The following is a 15,572-nucleotide window of genomic DNA, read 5'->3' as shown; positions in this document are numbered from 1 at the left end:
CCGGTCACTTCCCGAATCCGAAGCCGTTGCCCGCGCCGGTCTCGACCTTGGAGCGCAGGCGCTTGCCCTTCTCTGTGGCCTGGTCGTTGAGTTCCTGCTGGAACTCGCGCATCCGGCCGAGGAGTTCGGCGTCCTGCGTGGCGAGGATGCGGGCGGCCAGCAGGCCCGCGTTGCGCGCGCCGCCGACCGAGACCGTGGCGACCGGGACGCCGGCCGGCATCTGCACGATGGAGAGCAGCGAGTCCATGCCGTCGAGGTACTTCAGCGGCACCGGGACGCCGATCACCGGCAGCGGGCTCACCGAGGCGAGCATGCCCGGCAGATGGGCCGCTCCGCCCGCGCCCGCGATGATCACCTTGAGGCCGCGCCCGGCCGCCTCCTCGCCGTACGCGATCATCTCGCGCGGCATCCGGTGCGCGGAGACCACGTCGACCTCGTACGCGATCTCGAACTCGTCGAGGGCCTGCGCGGCCGCTTCCATGACGGGCCAGTCGGAGTCCGAACCCATGACGATGCCGACTACGGGCGAATCTGCGGACGTGGTCATTCGGTGATCGTGCCTCTCAGGTAGGCGGCTGCGTGGCGGGCGCGGTCCAGGACGTCGTCCAGGTCGGCGCCGTAGGTGTTGACGTGGCCCACCTTGCGGCCGGGCTTCACGTCCTTGCCGTACATGTGGATCTTGAGCTGGGGGTCGCGGGCCATGCAGTGCAGGTACGCGGAGTACATGTCGGGGTAGTCGCCCCCCAGGACGTTCACCATGACCGTCCACTTCGCGCGCGGGCGCGGATCGCCGAGGGGCAGGTCCAGGACCGCGCGGACGTGGTTGGCGAACTGGGAGGTGATCGCGCCGTCCTGGGTCCAGTGGCCGGAGTTGTGCGGGCGCATGGCCAGCTCGTTCACGAGGATGCCGTTTTTCCCGTCGGGTCCACGGGTCTCGAAGAGCTCCACGGCGAGGTGGCCGACCACGCCGAGTTCCTTCGCGATGCGCAGGGCCAGCTCCTCGGCGCGCAGCGCGAGCTCGTCGGAGATGCCGGGCGCGGGCGCGATCACCGTGTCGCAGACGCCGTCGACCTGCCGGGACTCGACGACGGGGTAGGCGACGGCCTGGCCGTGCGGCGACCGTACGACGTTGGCGGCCAGCTCCCGGACGAAGTCGACCTTCTCCTCGGCGAGGACCGGGACGCCGGCCCGGAAGGGGTCCTCGGCGTCCGCCGCGGACCGCACGACCCACACGCCCTTGCCGTCGTAGCCGCCGCGGACGGTCTTGAGGACGACCGGGAAGCCGTCGCCCTCGACTCCCTCAGAAAGCCCCTCCGCCGCGAACGCCGCCACGTCGGCCGGATCGCTCACGATCCGGTGCCGCGGGCACGGCACGCCGATCTCGTCGAGCTTCGCGCGCATCACGCCCTTGTCCTGGGCGTGTACGAGCGCGTCGGGCCCCGGGCGCACGGGAATGCCGTCCGCCTCCAGGGCACGCAGATGCTCGGTGGGTACGTGTTCGTGATCGAAAGTGATCACGTCGCAGCCCCGCGCGAAGGCCCGCAGCGTGTCGAGATCGCGGTGGTCGCCGATGACGACATCACCGACCACCTGCGCCGCGGACTCCTGGGGGGTGTCACTGAGGAGCTTGAATTTGATGCCGAGCGGGATGCCCGCCTCGTGTGTCATACGAGCGAGCTGCCCCCCGCCGACCATGCCGACTACCGGGAACGTCACGCCCCCAGGGTATCGGCCGTACCGGGGCACCCCTGTCGCACGCATGATCATCGGAAGTTCCGCATGTTCATCACATCCCGGCCACATATTCGAGTCCAAGCCGGGCACCGAAGGGAACCGCTGGTTAGCATGGCGGAGTCGACGAAGGTTGACGAAATTGACGTATCCGACGAGACGGGGGCTGGGCGACACCATGGGCAAAGGTGGTAAACGCAGGGCTCATGCCAGGCCGCCCAGTGCTGTCCGCATGCGGATCGACCGGCTGACCAGGGAGGTCGCCAAGTTCGGCGCGGTCGGCGGGGCCGGTCTGCTGGTCAACCTGATCGCCTTCAACCTCGTCCGCAGTACCACGGATCTGCAGGTCGTGCGGGCCAGTGTGATCGCCACGGTCGTCGCGATCGTCTCGAACTACATCGGTTTCCGGTACTTCACGTACCGCGATCGCGACAAGAGCGGCCGCACGAAGGAGCTGATGCTGTTCGCGCTGTTCAGCGCGATCGGCCTCGTCATCGAGAACGGCTTCCTCTACGCCGCCACGTACGGGCTCGGGCTGGACAGCCCCCTCGCCAGCAACGTCTTCAAGTTCGTCGGCATCGGGATCGCGACGCTCTTCCGCTTCTGGTCCTACCGCACCTGGGTCTTCCGGGCCGCTCCGGCGCGTGAGGCCGTGGCCAGCGCGGAATCGTTCCTGGAGAACCCGGAGCCCTACCTCGACCAGGAGCGCCAGGCGTACCTGGAGGGCGAGGACCGCCCGACCCGCGAGTTCCGCCAGGTCCAGCGCGTGCGCTAGGGATCTTTTCGGGCCGACTTTCAGCGAACCGTCTGCTCCTCGCCGTCCTGCGGCCGTTTGAGCGGCGTACGCGACAGGAACAGCCCGAACACCGGAGGCTGGGCCTGGAGCATCTCCAGGCGCCCTCCGTCGGCCTCCGCGAGGTCACGGGCGACGGCGAGCCCGATCCCCGTGGAGTTGCGGCCACTGATGGCCCGCTCGAAGATCCGGGCACCGAGATCGGCCGGCACGCCGGGCCCCTCGTCGGTGACTTCGATCACAGCCTGGTTGCCGACGACGCGTGTGCGCAGGGCGACCGTGCCGCCACCGTGCATCAGCGAGTTCTCGATCAGCGCGGCGAGGACCTGGGCCACGGCTCCGGGCGTCCCGACGGCCTGCAGACGGTGCTTGCCCGAGTTGACGATCGCGCGGCCCGCGTTGCGGTAGGCCGGGCGCCACTCGGCGAGCTGCTGCTTGATGACCTCGTCCAGGTCGAAGGTGACGGCGGAGCCGTTGCGCGGGTCCCGGGAGTTCGTCAGGAGCCGTTCGACCACGTCCGTGAGGCGCTCGACCTGGCCCAGCGCGATGGTCGCCTCCTCCTTCACGATGTCCGGGTCGTCGGTGAGGGTGATCTCCTCCAGGCGCATGGACAGCGCGGTCAGCGGCGTACGCAGCTGGTGCGAGGCGTCGGCCGCGAGGCGCCGCTCGGCGGTCAGCATGCGGGCGATGCGCTCGGCGGAGCCGTCCAGGACGTCCGCGACGCGGTCCAGCTCCGGGACTCCGTAGCGCTTGTGGCGCGGCCGCGGATCCCCGGACCCGAGCCGCTCGGCGGTCTCCGCGAGGTCGGTCAGCGGGGAGGCGAGCCGGTTGGCCTGGCGTACCGCGAGGAGCACGGCGGCGATCACCGCGAGCAGGGCGACCGCCGCGATGAGCAGGAGCGTACGGCCGATCTCCCGGGTGACCGCGGAACGGGGCTCCTGGACCGTGACCGTCTCGCCCTCCTCGCCCTCACGGCTGGAGGTGGTGACGTCCCCCGTGGGCTTGGTGCCGATGTGGATGGCGGCGCGGCCCGGGATCTCGATGCGGGCGTACCGGTCGTCGGCGACCTGGTCCTTGAGGATCCTCGCGCTGATCTTCTCGTCACCGAGGATGCGGCTGTCGACGATGCTCGCCAGCCGCACCGCCTCGGTCTCCACGCGCTCCTGGGCGCTGTCGCTGATCGTGCGGGTCTCGACGATGACGAGCGAGACCCCGAACACGGCGACCACGACCAGCACGACGGCCAGGGTGGAACTGATGAGACGGCGACGCACAGGTCCCTCCGGGCAACTGATCCATTCAGGGCTGGGGGCACGCCCCCTCGGGGCCGCGCCCCTCAGGGGCGCGAGGAACTGCGCGACCAGCCACACCCGGCCCGCGGCCCGCGCGTTCACCGACCGTCACGACGGCGATGACACGCGGCCCGGCGGTGACGGCCTAGCTCTTCTCGAAGCGGAACCCGACGCCTCGTACCGTCGCGATGTACCGCGGATTCGCGGCGTCGTCGCCCAGCTTCTTCCGCAGCCACGAGATGTGCATGTCGAGGGTCTTCGTGGACGACCACCAGGTGGTGTCCCACACCTCGCGCATGAGCTGGTCACGCGTGACGACCCGCCCGGCGTCCCGGACGAGAACCCGCAGCAGGTCGAACTCCTTGGCGGTGAGCTGGAGCTCCTCCTCGCCCATCCAGGCCCGGTGCGACTCGACGTCGATGCGCACCCCGTGCGTGGCGGGCGGCTGCTGGGGCTCGGCCGCGCCGCGCCGCAGCAGGGCCCGGACGCGGGCCAGCAGTTCGGCGAGGCGGAACGGCTTGGTGACGTAGTCGTCGGCGCCGGCGTCCAGGCCGACGACCGTGTCCACCTCGTCGGCGCGCGCGGTCAGGATGAGGATCGGCACGGTGTGCCCCTCGGCGCGCAGCCGCCGGGCCACCTCCAGGCCGTCCATGCCGGGCAGCCCGAGGTCGAGCACACACAGGTCGATGCCGCCCTGGATGCCGGCGTCGAGCGCGGTGGGGCCGTCCTCGCGTACCTCAACCTCGTACCCCTCCCGGCGCAGGGCGCGGGCCAGGGGTTCCGAGATGGACGCGTCGTCCTCGGCGAGCAGTACTCGGGTCATGAACTGATGGTAGTCCGCCGCGGACCAGTGCAGACAGGGTGATCGACACCTGTGATTCGCCCGCGCCGCGCGGAAGGTGCAACCCTGTGGGTTAGGGGTGTAAATCTATGAACGGCCTTCGATTCAGGCGCATAGTTCCATCCATACCTGTGATCCATCTCTCAAGTCATGTCATATGCGGCAATGCCATGCCATGGGGCCTTATGGTGACCAGACGCCTGTAGCACCACGCGGGGACCTTTGGCGGGAGCTTGACGCCGAAGGTCTCTTTTGTGTGCGGGCTGGTGTCTACCAGCCTCGAATGGAATGACCTGTGGCCGGGCCCCGGGCGCGAGGACGCGTGCGGGGCGTGGATCCCGGTGGTCGCCGTCCACCGCTCCGAGGACCTTGAGCGGACTCCCCGTGGGCGTGGGGCGGGACGGCCTTCCCCGCCGGTGCCGGCCGCCTCCCCCACCGGGCGCGCGACGCTCTGCAGCGCGTCCCGACCAGCAAGGAACGACCATGGCGTCCAGCCTGACGAAGGACTCGGTCTCTCCGGGCACCCCCGGTTCCGAGAAGACCTTCTTCGACCACCCCCGCGGACTGGCCACTCTCTTCATGACCGAGATGTGGGAGCGTTTCTCCTACTACGGCATGCGGGCACTCCTCCCGCTGTACCTGGTCGCCCCCGGCGGCCTGCACCTGAGCGCGACCGCCGCGACCGCGATCTACTCGGTGTACCTGTCCCTCGTGTACCTGCTCGCCCTCCCCGGCGGCTGGTTCGCGGACCGCGTGCTCGGCCCCCGCAGGACCGTCGCCGTCGCCGGCCTGGTGATCATGCTCGGCCATCTGACGCTGGCGCTGCCGTCGTCCGGCACGTTCTACGCCGGTCTCGGCCTCGTCGCGATCGGCTCGGGGCTGCTGAAGGCCAACATCTCGACGATGGTCGGCCATCTCTACGACGGCCCGGACGACCCGCGCCGTGACGGCGGCTTCACCGTCTTCTACATCGGCATCAACCTCGGCGCGTTCGCCGCGCCGCTGGTCATCGGCACCATCGGCGAGAACGTCAACTGGCACCTGGGCTTCGCGCTGGCCGCGCTCGGCATGGCGCTGGGCCTGGCCCAGTTCCTGCTCGGCCGCCGTCACCTCGACACGCGCTCCGACGTCGTCCCGACGCCGCTGTCCGCCGCGGAGAAGGCCTCGACGCTGCGCAAGGGTCTGCTGTGGCTGGCCGTCGCCGCGGTCTTCTACTCCGCCGTCGGCTTCTCCGGTCACTACACGCTGAACTGGATCCTGGTTCCGCTGACCGTCCTCGGCCTGGTCATCCCGGTCTGGGTCATCGCCCGTATCAAGCGGGACAAGTCCCTGGACCGTGTCGAGCAGTCGAAGATGTCCGCGTACATCTGGTTCTTCGTCGCCGCGGCCGTCTTCTGGATGATCTACGACCAGGGCGGCTCCACGCTGTCGATCTTCGCCGAGTCGTCGGCCGAGAACACCGTGTTCGGCTGGGAGTTCCCGGTCTCCTGGTACCAGTCGGTGAACCCGGTGCTGATCATGGCCCTGGCCCCGGTCTTCGCCTGGGCCTGGCTGGCGCTGAACCGCGCCGGCAGGGAGCCGAGCACGATCGTGAAGTTCTCCTCGGGTCTGGTCCTGGTCGGCGCGTCGTTCTTCCTCTTCCTGGCTCCCCTGTCGATCGCCGAGGGCGGTCACAAGGCCGCCGCGATGTGGCTGGTCGCCATCTACTTCGTGCAGACCGTCGGCGAGCTGACCATCTCCCCGGTCGGCCTCTCCGTCACCACGAAGATGGCCCCCGCAAAGTACGCCTCCCAGATGATGGGCGTCTGGTTCCTCGCCGTCACCGCCGGCGACGCCACCACGGGCCTGCTCTCCATCGCGGGCGTCGACCTCAACGGCATGGGCGTGGTCACCCTGGAAGCCACCCTCGCCGTCATCGCCGGCGTCGCGGTCCACATGTACCGCAACAAGGTCAAGTCACTGATGGGCGACGTCCGTTGACGGGTTGTTAGGGGCGCGGGGAACTGCGCAGTCTTTCAGGGGCGCGGGGAACTGCGCGATCGGCCACAACGGGCCCGCAGTTCCCCGCGACGCTCAACCCCTACGGCGTTCGACGCGAAGCGTGCCCATGCCTCCGAGGCATGAACGTGAACACGGCCCCGCCGAGCAGGATCGCGGTCCCGGCGACGAGCCCGAGCGCCCGCAGCCCTCCACTGTCATCGGCACCCGTGTCGGCCAGCCCTCCGCCGGAGTCACCGGACCCACCGGAACCCGACGTCCCGGTCCCACCGGCGGAGCCACTCCCACCGGCGGCACCCCCCGGCTGGGCCGACGTGTCCAGCGTCAACGACACCACGTTCGTCTCCGGCGTGCACACCGTGGTCGTCCCGAGCGCCTTCACCGTCAGCACACCCGGCGAGAGCGTCGACTCCCCGTCGGCGCCCGGCTTGTACGTGCCGGTCATGTCGGAGATCACCATCGGATCCCCGGACTTGATCGCCTCGGCGTTCGTCGGCCCCTCGACATGGACCGTGCCCGTGTCGGCACCGCCCAACGCGACCTCCATCGACGGCTTGACCGAGTCCGCCGGGATGTCGGCGGGGCTGTCCATCACGGACCCCTTGAACTTGACGGTGAGGTCGTAACTCCCGCCGTCCTTCTTGGCGTTGATCTGCACGGGAGAGGTCGCGTTCTTGTCGCCGATCGGCGTCTTGCACGCGTAGGGGATCTTGACCTCCTTGCCCGTGAAGTCGGTCTCCCCGCCGCCCCCGGTCTCGCTCTCGGTCGGGGTCGGGGTCGGCTCGTCGCTCGTCGGCGGCGGGCTGGCGGGATCCGTGGGATCGGTGGGACCGGGTGACCCGGGAGGCGGAGTCCCCTCCCCCGCCGTGACGTTGATCGTCGCCGCGGGCTTCACCGCCTCCGTCGGCGTGCACTTCGTGTCCGTCGAGAAGGCGTTGATGGCGTACGCGTCCGGCGTCAGCGTCACCTCGCCCGCCGTGGTCAGTTTCAGTTTTCCCTTCATGTCGGACAGGACCATCGCCCCGCCCTTGGGAATCGCCGGGTTCTCGCGCGGCCCCTGCATCGCGATGGACGCGGCCTGCGCGCCGGCCGCCTTGAGGGTGCCGGACGGCTGGACCGAGTTGGCGGGCAGGTCGATGAGGTCGGGGTTCTTCGACGCGGCCTGGGTGAACTTCCAGACCACCTCGACCTCGTCACCGACCTTCGCCGTGGCCGGCGCGGTGACCTCCACCTTGGTGGTGCCCTTGACCGTCGGCAGCCCGGCGGCCGGAGGCGGTACGCAGTCGGTCGCGTAGGACACCTCGGCGGCCTGGGCCGGCGCCGCGGCCACGCCCAGCAGGACTCCCGCACCGCCGAGCATCATCGCGACCCCGGCCGCGCCCGCTCTCCGGCTGCCTCTGGGCCGCGTCGGCCCCGGCCGGACTCTCCGTTGCGTGCTCACGTGTTTCCCTTCGTGGTGGGGGTCGTCGGACTGTTCTCGTGCGGTGCGGAGAGCTGATCGGCCTCAGCCGCCCCCGGATCCGTGTCCGGGGTGAACCAGGGCAGGGTCGGGTTCGTACGCGACGGCGTACCTGTCGTGGTGTCGGCCTCGGACTCCGGGGAGGCCGGCGTGAGGATCGACTTCGGCATGCGCAGGGTGACTTCGGGCAGCCGGAGACCGCCGCGCCGCACACCGTGCGCACCGCGGCCGGGACGCCCCGCACGCCCGCTCCGGCCCGCGCCGAAGCGCCCGGCACGGCCGGCGGATCCGCTCGGCCGCATCCGGTCGACCACGGCCATCCCGATCCGGAAGAGCGCGGCCGGTACGACGACACAGACCAGGATCCAGAAGAGCGTCACGCCCCAGGGCCGCCCCACGCCCCACGGCTGTTCGGCGAGCACCTTGCCGCCGAACTTGAGCGAGACCGTGTAGTTGCCGTGCGCGCCTGTGGTCAGCTCGACCGGCAGGGTGATCCGTTCCTTCTCGCCGGGCCCGATGGTGCCGCGCCACTGTTGTTCCTCCCACTGCGGGGCGAACACGCCGTGGGAGGTGCCGACTTGGAAGACGGGGTTCTTGACGGCGCTGGTGCCGACGTTGCCGACGGTGAAGACGAGCTTGCGGGACGGCGGCGCACCGAACCAGGCGAGCAGGCCGCTCGACCCGTCGAGCCGGGTGTCGGTGAGCACCGAGAGCCGTCCGCCGCTGTCCTGCTTGGGCAGCGGCTCCACGTCGTGTCCGGCTACCAGGAACGGGGCGTCCGCCTCCGCCTTCTCCCCGGTGACCGTCGCGACGTGCACCACGCAGGGGCACGGCTTGGGCGGCTCGGCGACCGGCAGCTTCTTGCTGAAGGCGCCCTTCGCGTCGGTCGTGACGGCCCGGCCGTCCGCGTTGGCACAGGAGTTGGTCCCGCCGATCACGCCCCGGTCGGTCGAGGACTGCCCGCAGATCAGCATCATGAGCAGCGCGTTCGGCCGCCACCCCGTACCGCTCACGGTGATCGAACCGCCCGTCCCCGCCTGGGACTTGGAGAGCTTGACCGCCGGCTTCTCGGCCGCCGAGGCGGTCGCCCCGGCCATGGGGAACAGAACAAGCGCGAGCACCACGACAACCGCCGGAATCCGCACCCCTCTTCTCGCGCTCACGTCACCGCTCCCGTCAACTCGACTTCCGTACGCGGCTGTCCGGCGTCCGGTGTCTCCCGAGGCCGCCCACGACGTCGTACGAACCAGTGGCCGCCGGCCGCACACATCGCGAGCCCGATCGCCGTGCCCGCCACCGTTCCCCACGGCACGAACCGCGCCGACGCGCCCGCCTCGTCGTGCGCCCCGCCCGCCGCCGTGACCGTGACCTCGACGTCCACGGAGTCGATCGCGGGCGGGTGGGGCCAGGGTTCGGTGAGCTTGACGCGGCGGCCGGGGAGCAGTTCGACGGGCAGGGTGCGCGGGGCCCGGTCCAGCACCTCGCCGAAGAGCCCCTCGGCGCGTACGGCGAGTCTCGGGGTCAGCACGGTGGTGCCGCGGTTGACCAGTTCGTACGAGATGCGCCCACCGGTGACCCGTACGTGCTCGACGGTGAGCGCGGCGAGGGTCGGGCCCGCCACCCGCAGCTGGACGCGTACGGCCGAGGTCCGGCCGGTGGCGCTCGCGACGATCGCGCCGGGGTGGTCGCCGGGCGTGGCGCCCGCCGGGACGCTCACGGTGAACGGCACGTCCGCGCGGGTACGGGCCGGGATCCGCACCGTCCGCTCGGCGAAGGTGATCCAGGCACCGGTGTCCGTCGCCCTGGTCCGCACGGAGAATCCGCCGTTCCTCGTGTTGTCGGCGTCCGCTCCCCGGAGCCGTACGGTGAGCGGCTTCCCGCCCGGGTTCAGCACCGACACCGTGTCCCGCAGGACCGTGCCGGGCACGCCCTCCGCGTAGAAGTACGGCCGTGCGTCCCGCCCGCCTGCCGACGGCACGACGGACCAGCCGCCGTCGGCCGCGGCGGTGGGAGCGACGGCCAGAAGTACGACGGCGGCGAGACAGAGCACACGGGCGGCGGACGGTACGAACGGCATCGGCGGCTCCGAAACCAGAAGCGGGACGTGCGGGTCAGCGGTGGGCCTGGTTCCTCCGGGTCAGCCACAGCACTCCGGCCGCGCCCGCAAGCAGCACCGTGCCGCCGAGCGTGCCGAGGGCGATCGCGGAGTCCTCGGGGCCGGTCTGCGGGAGTTCCTCGCCGCCCGCGGGGGCGTCCTGCGAGGAGCCCGTCGTCCCGGTCGTGCCCGTCGTGCCGCCGCCGGCCGCGGTGACGTCCAGGGTCAGCGAGACCTTCGGCGCGTTGGAGGGCGTGCACGTGGTCGTCGTACCGAGGGCCTTGATGGTCAGCACACCCGGCGTGAAGGTGACCTTGCCGGTCTTCTTCGGGGTGTACGTACCCGTGAGGTCGGTGATCTTGATCGGGGTGTTGGCGGGCACGGTCTCCGGGTTGGCGGGCCCCTTGACCGCCAGGGTGCCGGTGTCGGCGCCGCCCAGTTTGATGACCGCGCTCGGGTTCATCGCGCCCTTGCCCAGGTCCACGGGGCTGGACGAGACGCCCTTCTCGAAGGTCATCGTGATCTGGTAGCCGCTGCCGCTCTTGACGCCCTTGATGTCGATGGGCGAGACGGCCGACTTGTCACCGATGGGTGTCTTGCACTGGTAGTTGACGTCCACCACGTCGGCCCGGGCAGCGGGGGCGGCCATCAGCACCGCCGAGCCGGCCAGGGCCGCGGCGGACGCGAGCGCGGCGGTTCGTTTCGGGTACATCCGGTATGACACGGTCCCCTCGTTCCTGAAGGCTTTCCTGATGGCGTTCCTGACGGCACATCAGATCGGCCGTCAAGGTACGCCCGGGGCCTTGCCGAGGGAAGACAAAGTGCGCGCCGGATCCGTGGGGATCCGACGCGCATCAAGTGAGGGAAGGGGAAAAGCCTGAACCACGGGTAACCCCCGGAGGGACCTGGACACAGGCGCCCCGAAGAGGCGCGGGGCGGTGACATGTGCGGCTTGACCGCGGGGCGCGACAAGCCACGGCGCACCCGCACAGGGCACGCACCCGGCCGGCAACGCCAAACCCGGCGGAACGGCTACGCCGGCGCCCCGAGCTCCGCCCAGACCGTCTTGCCCGCGACCCCGGCCGAACGGATCACGCCCCAGTCCAGGCACAGCCGCTGCACGATGAACATCCCGTGGCCACCGGGCCGGCCGGCCCGGTGCGGCGTGCGCGGGGCGGGCTGACCCGACCCCCGGTCGGAGACCTCGACACGGAGCACCTTGTTCTCGCAGGCGATCGAGAGCTCGTCCGGGCCCTCGGCGTGCAGACAGGCGTTCGTGACCAACTCGGAGACGACCAGCAGAACGTCCTCGGCCGCGGCCCGCTGGTCGGCGGTGGCCGCGGGCAGCCAGCCCCACTCGTACAACGCCTGGCGGGCGAAGTCGCGGGCGAGCGGGACGACCCCGCTCGCGCCGTCGAAGTTCAGCCGACGGGCCCGACGCACGACGGGCGTGCCGCCCGGAGGCGACCCGGAAGCGCCGCCGTCACCCGGTTCCGGGCCGCGGTCGCCCGGCGGGTAAGGCCGGGTGGTGCTCATCAGCGCTTCACCTCACCGATTCACCAGTTCACGATTCAAGACTCAGTACTCAGCACATTCAGGACATTCGGAAAGCTCAGGGACACTCTGGATCCGGGAGTCGTCCGGTGACTGCCGCGCGCTTGCCGTTCGGTCTGTTGACATATTCAGGGTGTCTCCTGCCCGACCGAACCGTCAGAACACCCACTTATTCGGCATGGATGCTGTGACTCTGGTAACGCGCTGATCACACGGACACAACCGAGGCATAACTTTGCCTCAGAGGAGCGCCTCGCGGCGACTAGTCGCCCGGGTCGGGCTCAGGTTTTCCGGCCTCGGACCCGTTGGATCCGGGATCGCTCAGAGCCTCTTCGAGCGTGTCGTGGAGGGTGAAGACGGCTTCCGCCCCGGTGATCTCGAAGACCCGGGACACCACCGGCAGCATGCCCGCCAGATGGACCCCGCCGCCCGCGGCCTCGGCCTTCAGCCGGGCGCCGAGCAGTACGTTCAGCCCCGTGGAGTCGCAGAACTCCAGCCGGGAGCAGTCCACGACGAGCCGCGCGAACCCGCGGTCGAGGCAATCCTCGATCGGTTCGCGCAGTAGATCCGCCGTATGGTGATCCAACTCACCGGCCGGGGTCACGACGGCGCTGGCGCCCTCTTCCCGCACCTCGACCAGAAGCCGGCCCGACTGTGCGCTGCCGACCGTCCCGCGGTCCATGCCGTGTCTCTCTTCCGACCGTCGTGGCTGTTGATACGCCCTCGAACCCTACGCCTTCCCTGCACTCTTCAACACCCGAACAACCGCCAAGAAACGGACATTTCACTATGAAACACACTTGCGAGAGAGTCGCGAAAGCGGGTAGGGCTAGTAGAGACAGTTTTCGACACGGCCGGCTTTGGAGGCGCCGCACACCGCAGTGCACGTATTGGCATCGGCAGCCATATGCCGAGAACGATGGAGGACACCATGTCACCCCGGCTCGACGCATCGCAGTCCCAGAGGGCGACGTCGACACCCCCTCTGGAACGACTGGAAGACGAGTCCGCCGACGAGAACGTCGGCCTCGCCGGACTTCCGGAGATCCCGCCTTTTGACGAGGTCGGGCCAGTGGACGCACGGGCCCTGTCCAAGACCCTCTTCGAGCGGCTGGAGTCGCTGGAAGAAGGTACGTACGACTACTCGTACGTACGCAACACCCTGGTCGAACTCAATCTCGCCCTGGTGAAGTTCGCCGCCTCCCGGTTCCGCTCCCGCAGTGAGCCGATGGAGGACATCATCCAGGTCGGCACGATCGGCCTGATCAAGGCGATCGACCGGTTCGAGCTCAGCCGTGGCGTCGAGTTCCCGACCTTCGCGATGCCGACCATCGTCGGCGAGATCAAGCGCTTCTTCCGCGACACCTCATGGTCCGTGCGGGTACCCCGCCGACTGCAGGAACTCCGCCTCGACCTGGCCAAGGCGGGCGACGAACTCGCGCAGCAACTGGACCGCGCTCCGACGGTGGGAGAGCTGGCGGAGCGTCTGGGGCTGTCGAACGACGAGGTCGTCGAGGGCATGGCGGCGTCCAACGCCTACACGGCCAGCTCGCTCGACGCCCAGCCCGAGGAGGACGACTCCGAGGGCGCGCTGGCGGACCGGATCGGCTACGAGGACCACGGGCTCGAAGGCATCGAGTACGTCGAGTCGTTGAAGCCGCTGATCGCCGAACTCCCGCCGCGCGACCGGCAGATCCTGTCCCTGCGGTTCGTCGCCAACATGACCCAGTCCGAGATCGGTGACGAACTGGGCATCTCGCAGATGCACGTCTCGCGACTGCTCTCGCGGACGCTGGTACGGCTGCGCAGGGGCCTGACCGTCGAGGAGTGACGGTCGCCCTCGCCGCGACCACCGCACCACCGCACCACCGCAGAGGGTGTGAGGTCGTACCGGCACACAGGGCGCGTAGATGTGCGCTCGGGGCCGGGCCGGATGATCCGGCCCGGCCCCGAGTGCGTTGTCCAGGGGGGACGCGGCTTCCGGTCCGCGGGGCATGCGGTTTCCGGGCGGCGGATCGCGCGGGTCCGTGCCCTCTGGCCGCTCGGGTCCAGGCCCTCGGATCGCCCGGGTTCAGGCCCTCGCGGTCCCCGAGTTACCCGCGGGAACCCCTTTCCTCACTGGTCGCCTTCCATCACTATGGTCACCCGCCAAACTGGCTGGTATGTCAGTTGTCCGGCGGGTGAGGCGCGGAGGCGCAGGGAGGCACGTGCATGGTTCGGGGCGAGGGGCAGGGGACCGGCGATGACGCCGGGAGCCGGGGCGAAGGCGGGGGTGGCGTGCACGCGGGCGCTGCCGACGCGCGGCTCACCGAGCTGCTGCGCGCGGACACCAGGACCGCGTACGCGGCACTGCGCGAACTGCGCGTGCGCCATCGGCCGGCGGTCCTCGCGTACGCCCGCCTGTGCACCACCGTCGACTCCGCGGCGCGGCAGCTGACGGACCGGGCGTTCGCCCTGGCGGCCCAGGAGACCGCGCGCGGCTCCGACCCGGGCGGCCCCTGGCGGCACCAACTCCTGCTGCTGGCGGGGCGGGTGGCCGTCACCTGGGCCGGGGACGAACGGGCCGGCCGGCTCGACCCCGGACTGCTCGCGCGGCTGCGCACGGCCGGTCCCGAGGGCCCGACGCCGCCGCTGCTCGACGCGTTCCGGTCGCTCCCCTCCCGGGTCCAGGGCCTCGCCTGGTACGGGATCGTGGAGCGGGAGCCCGAGGAGAACACGGCGGGCCTGCTGGGACTCACCCGCGAGGACGTGACGTACGGGACGGAGCCGGCGGTCCAGGCCCTGCGCGCGTCCTTCCTGAAGAGCCATCTCGCCGCCTCCGGCGATCCGCGCTGCCAGGACTTCCGCCGCCTGATCGAGGAGTCGGTACGCCCCGACAGCCCCCGCCACAGCACGGATCTGCGCGCCCACATGGCCGAGTGCGCGCACTGCGCCACCGCGTACGAGGAGTTGTCCGCGCTGCGGGACGACCCGCACACGGGCCTGGCCGAGGGCCTGCTGCCGTGGGGCGGCACGGCGTACGGCACGGGCGCGGTGGCCCGCTCGCGCGCCACCGTGCGGACGGAGTCGGCCACTTGGGGTTCCCTGAGGGCCTGGCCGCCCTCCCGCCGCCTCGTGCTGGCCTCCGCGGCGCTCGGGGTCGCCCTGGCCCCGCTGCTGTTCTTCCTCCTCTTCTCGGGCGGCTCAGCGTCCGACACGGCGGGAAGCGCGGGGACCGTGGTGCCTCCGCCGGCCGTCACGGTGACGGCCACGGTCCCGACGGCACCGTCCGCCTCCCCCACGGGCGGCACCGATTCCCCGTCCCCGACGAGGAGTTCGCGCCCGTCGAAGCCGGCGTCCCCGAGCCCGTCCCACCCGGCGTCCGCCCCGGCGCCGCCTCCGAACGGCGGTTACGCCCAGGTCGTGAACCGCTCCACCGGCCGCTGTCTGGACATCCTGGACGGCGACATGGAGAAGGGCACGGACGTCGTCACGGCCCCCTGTTCCTCGTCCGGCACCCAGCGCTGGCGCGTCGACACCGACCGGGGCGCGCTGCAGTCGTACGCGGACCCCGACTTCTGTCTGGACAGCCGCGGCGCGACCGACGACGGCGTGGGCATCTGGGAGTGCGACTCGCTCGGCGGCCGCAACGCCGTGAACCTGCGGTTCGCGGTGTCCGCCGACGGCGCCGTCCGCCCGGCCGTCGCCCCGGACCACACGCTGACTCCGTACGGCGACGACGGCCTGGACCTGGCCCCGGACACGGGGCGGCCGGAGCAGCTGTGGCGGGCGGGGGCGGGGCCGGCCTGAGCATCTGGGCGGGCGCCGGG

Annotated in this window: 14 protein-coding genes; 4 read left to right on the top strand and 10 right to left on the bottom strand. The window is 70.7% G+C overall.

Annotation, left to right across the window (positions count from 1 at the left end; genetic code table 11):
* Window positions 1-4: 4 nt before the first annotated feature.
* Both purE and ACH4YP_RS05505 read right to left on the bottom strand, forming a co-directional pair.
* Window positions 5-547 (bottom strand): 5-(carboxyamino)imidazole ribonucleotide mutase, encoded by a 543-nt coding sequence (gene purE, locus ACH4YP_RS05510; protein WP_398489526.1) that lies wholly within the window; start codon window positions 545-547, stop codon window positions 5-7.
* Entirely contained in the window at window positions 544-1,767 is a 1,224-nt protein-coding gene (locus ACH4YP_RS05505) for a 5-(carboxyamino)imidazole ribonucleotide synthase (RefSeq protein WP_398489524.1), read from the bottom strand. Before ACH4YP_RS05505 ends, purE begins: the two co-directional genes overlap by 4 nt.
* Window positions 1,768-1,909: 142 nt before the next feature.
* On the opposite strand from ACH4YP_RS05505, the gene ACH4YP_RS05500 reads away from it, so the two are divergent.
* Window positions 1,910-2,506 carry a GtrA family protein gene (locus tag ACH4YP_RS05500; RefSeq protein ID WP_398489522.1) on the top strand — a complete coding sequence of 199 codons (597 nt, stop codon included), beginning with the start codon at window positions 1,910-1,912 and terminating at the stop codon, window positions 2,504-2,506.
* 20 nt (window positions 2,507-2,526) lie between these two features.
* On the opposite strand, the gene ACH4YP_RS05495 is transcribed toward ACH4YP_RS05500, so the two are convergent.
* Window positions 2,527-3,798 carry an ATP-binding protein gene (locus ACH4YP_RS05495; RefSeq protein ID WP_361053935.1) on the bottom strand — a complete coding sequence of 424 codons (1,272 nt, stop codon included), beginning with the start codon at window positions 3,796-3,798 and terminating at the stop codon, window positions 2,527-2,529.
* Between the two features lie 163 nt (window positions 3,799-3,961).
* Window positions 3,962-4,639, bottom strand: a complete 678-nt coding sequence (locus ACH4YP_RS05490; protein ID WP_055614806.1) for a response regulator transcription factor — start codon at window positions 4,637-4,639, stop codon at window positions 3,962-3,964.
* A gap of 501 nt (window positions 4,640-5,140) precedes the next feature.
* Between ACH4YP_RS05490 and ACH4YP_RS05485 the strand changes: the two genes are divergently transcribed.
* Complete coding sequence (locus ACH4YP_RS05485) at window positions 5,141-6,637, top strand: oligopeptide:H+ symporter (protein WP_398489520.1); 1,497 nt, start codon at window positions 5,141-5,143, stop codon at window positions 6,635-6,637.
* A gap of 100 nt (window positions 6,638-6,737) precedes the next feature.
* Here ACH4YP_RS05485 and ACH4YP_RS05480 read toward each other — a convergent pair whose 3' ends face one another.
* The 6 genes from ACH4YP_RS05480 to ACH4YP_RS05455 all read right to left on the bottom strand — a co-directional run bounded on the left by ACH4YP_RS05480 (window position 6,738) and on the right by ACH4YP_RS05455 (window position 12,445).
* Window positions 6,738-8,015, bottom strand: coding sequence for a hypothetical protein (locus tag ACH4YP_RS05480; RefSeq protein WP_398490006.1), 1,278 nt, complete (start codon window positions 8,013-8,015; stop codon window positions 6,738-6,740).
* 77 nt (window positions 8,016-8,092) lie between these two features.
* Window positions 8,093-9,277, bottom strand: a complete 1,185-nt coding sequence (locus ACH4YP_RS05475) for a neocarzinostatin apoprotein domain-containing protein (protein WP_398489518.1) — start codon at window positions 9,275-9,277, stop codon at window positions 8,093-8,095.
* Entirely contained in the window at window positions 9,274-10,191 is a 918-nt protein-coding gene (locus tag ACH4YP_RS05470; RefSeq protein ID WP_398489516.1) for a hypothetical protein, read from the bottom strand. The genes ACH4YP_RS05475 and ACH4YP_RS05470 overlap by 4 nt, the downstream gene beginning before the upstream one ends.
* A 34-nt stretch (window positions 10,192-10,225) precedes the next feature.
* Complete coding sequence (locus tag ACH4YP_RS05465; RefSeq protein ID WP_398490005.1) at window positions 10,226-10,921, bottom strand: LPXTG cell wall anchor domain-containing protein; 696 nt, start codon at window positions 10,919-10,921, stop codon at window positions 10,226-10,228.
* Window positions 10,922-11,241: 320 nt separating this feature from the next.
* The gene (locus ACH4YP_RS05460) at window positions 11,242-11,745 is read right to left on the bottom strand and encodes an ATP-binding protein (protein WP_361053922.1); all 504 of its coding nucleotides are present in this window, start codon (window positions 11,743-11,745) and stop codon (window positions 11,242-11,244) included.
* A 280-nt stretch (window positions 11,746-12,025) separates the two neighbouring features.
* Window positions 12,026-12,445 carry an STAS domain-containing protein gene (locus ACH4YP_RS05455; protein WP_361053919.1) on the bottom strand — a complete coding sequence of 140 codons (420 nt, stop codon included), beginning with the start codon at window positions 12,443-12,445 and terminating at the stop codon, window positions 12,026-12,028.
* A 249-nt stretch (window positions 12,446-12,694) separates the two neighbouring features.
* On the opposite strand from ACH4YP_RS05455, the gene ACH4YP_RS05450 reads away from it, so the two are divergent.
* Together ACH4YP_RS05450 and ACH4YP_RS05445 are read left to right on the top strand one after the other, a co-directional pair.
* Window positions 12,695-13,594, top strand: a complete 900-nt coding sequence (locus ACH4YP_RS05450) for an RNA polymerase sigma factor SigF (RefSeq protein ID WP_361054111.1) — start codon at window positions 12,695-12,697, stop codon at window positions 13,592-13,594.
* 380 nt (window positions 13,595-13,974) lie between these two features.
* Complete coding sequence (locus tag ACH4YP_RS05445; RefSeq protein ID WP_398489514.1) at window positions 13,975-15,552, top strand: ricin-type beta-trefoil lectin domain protein; 1,578 nt, start codon at window positions 13,975-13,977, stop codon at window positions 15,550-15,552.
* Window positions 15,553-15,572 lie beyond the last annotated feature (20 nt).

It is taken from the genome of Streptomyces sp. NPDC020747 (assembly GCF_044334695.1).
GTDB lineage: Bacteria > Actinomycetota > Actinomycetes > Streptomycetales > Streptomycetaceae > Streptomyces.
The sequence above is the reverse complement of the archived record's forward strand: the minus strand, read 5'-3'. Positions and strand labels throughout refer to the sequence as shown.

Excerpts from the sequence above, each read along its gene's own strand:
- ACH4YP_RS05480 (WP_398490006.1), bottom strand. The coding sequence starts at position 8,015 with ATGCTCGGCGGTGCGGGAGTCCTGCTGGGCGTGGCCGCGGCGCCGGCC.
- ACH4YP_RS05485 (WP_398489520.1), top strand. The coding sequence starts at position 5,141 with ATGGCGTCCAGCCTGACGAAGGACTCGGTCTCTCCGGGCACCCCCGGT.
- ACH4YP_RS05465 (WP_398490005.1), bottom strand. The coding sequence starts at position 10,921 with ATGTACCCGAAACGAACCGCCGCGCTCGCGTCCGCCGCGGCCCTGGCC.
- ACH4YP_RS05455 (WP_361053919.1), bottom strand. The coding sequence starts at position 12,445 with ATGGACCGCGGGACGGTCGGCAGCGCACAGTCGGGCCGGCTTCTGGTC.
- ACH4YP_RS05460 (WP_361053922.1), bottom strand. The coding sequence starts at position 11,745 with ATGAGCACCACCCGGCCTTACCCGCCGGGCGACCGCGGCCCGGAACCG.
- ACH4YP_RS05445 (WP_398489514.1), top strand. The coding sequence starts at position 13,975 with ATGGTTCGGGGCGAGGGGCAGGGGACCGGCGATGACGCCGGGAGCCGG.
- ACH4YP_RS05505 (WP_398489524.1), bottom strand. The coding sequence starts at position 1,767 with ATGATCATGCGTGCGACAGGGGTGCCCCGGTACGGCCGATACCCTGGG.
- ACH4YP_RS05500 (WP_398489522.1), top strand. The coding sequence starts at position 1,910 with ATGGGCAAAGGTGGTAAACGCAGGGCTCATGCCAGGCCGCCCAGTGCT.
- purE (WP_398489526.1), bottom strand. The coding sequence starts at position 547 with ATGACCACGTCCGCAGATTCGCCCGTAGTCGGCATCGTCATGGGTTCG.
- ACH4YP_RS05490 (WP_055614806.1), bottom strand. The coding sequence starts at position 4,639 with ATGACCCGAGTACTGCTCGCCGAGGACGACGCGTCCATCTCGGAACCC.
- ACH4YP_RS05450 (WP_361054111.1), top strand. The coding sequence starts at position 12,695 with ATGTCACCCCGGCTCGACGCATCGCAGTCCCAGAGGGCGACGTCGACA.
- ACH4YP_RS05470 (WP_398489516.1), bottom strand. The coding sequence starts at position 10,191 with ATGCCGTTCGTACCGTCCGCCGCCCGTGTGCTCTGTCTCGCCGCCGTC.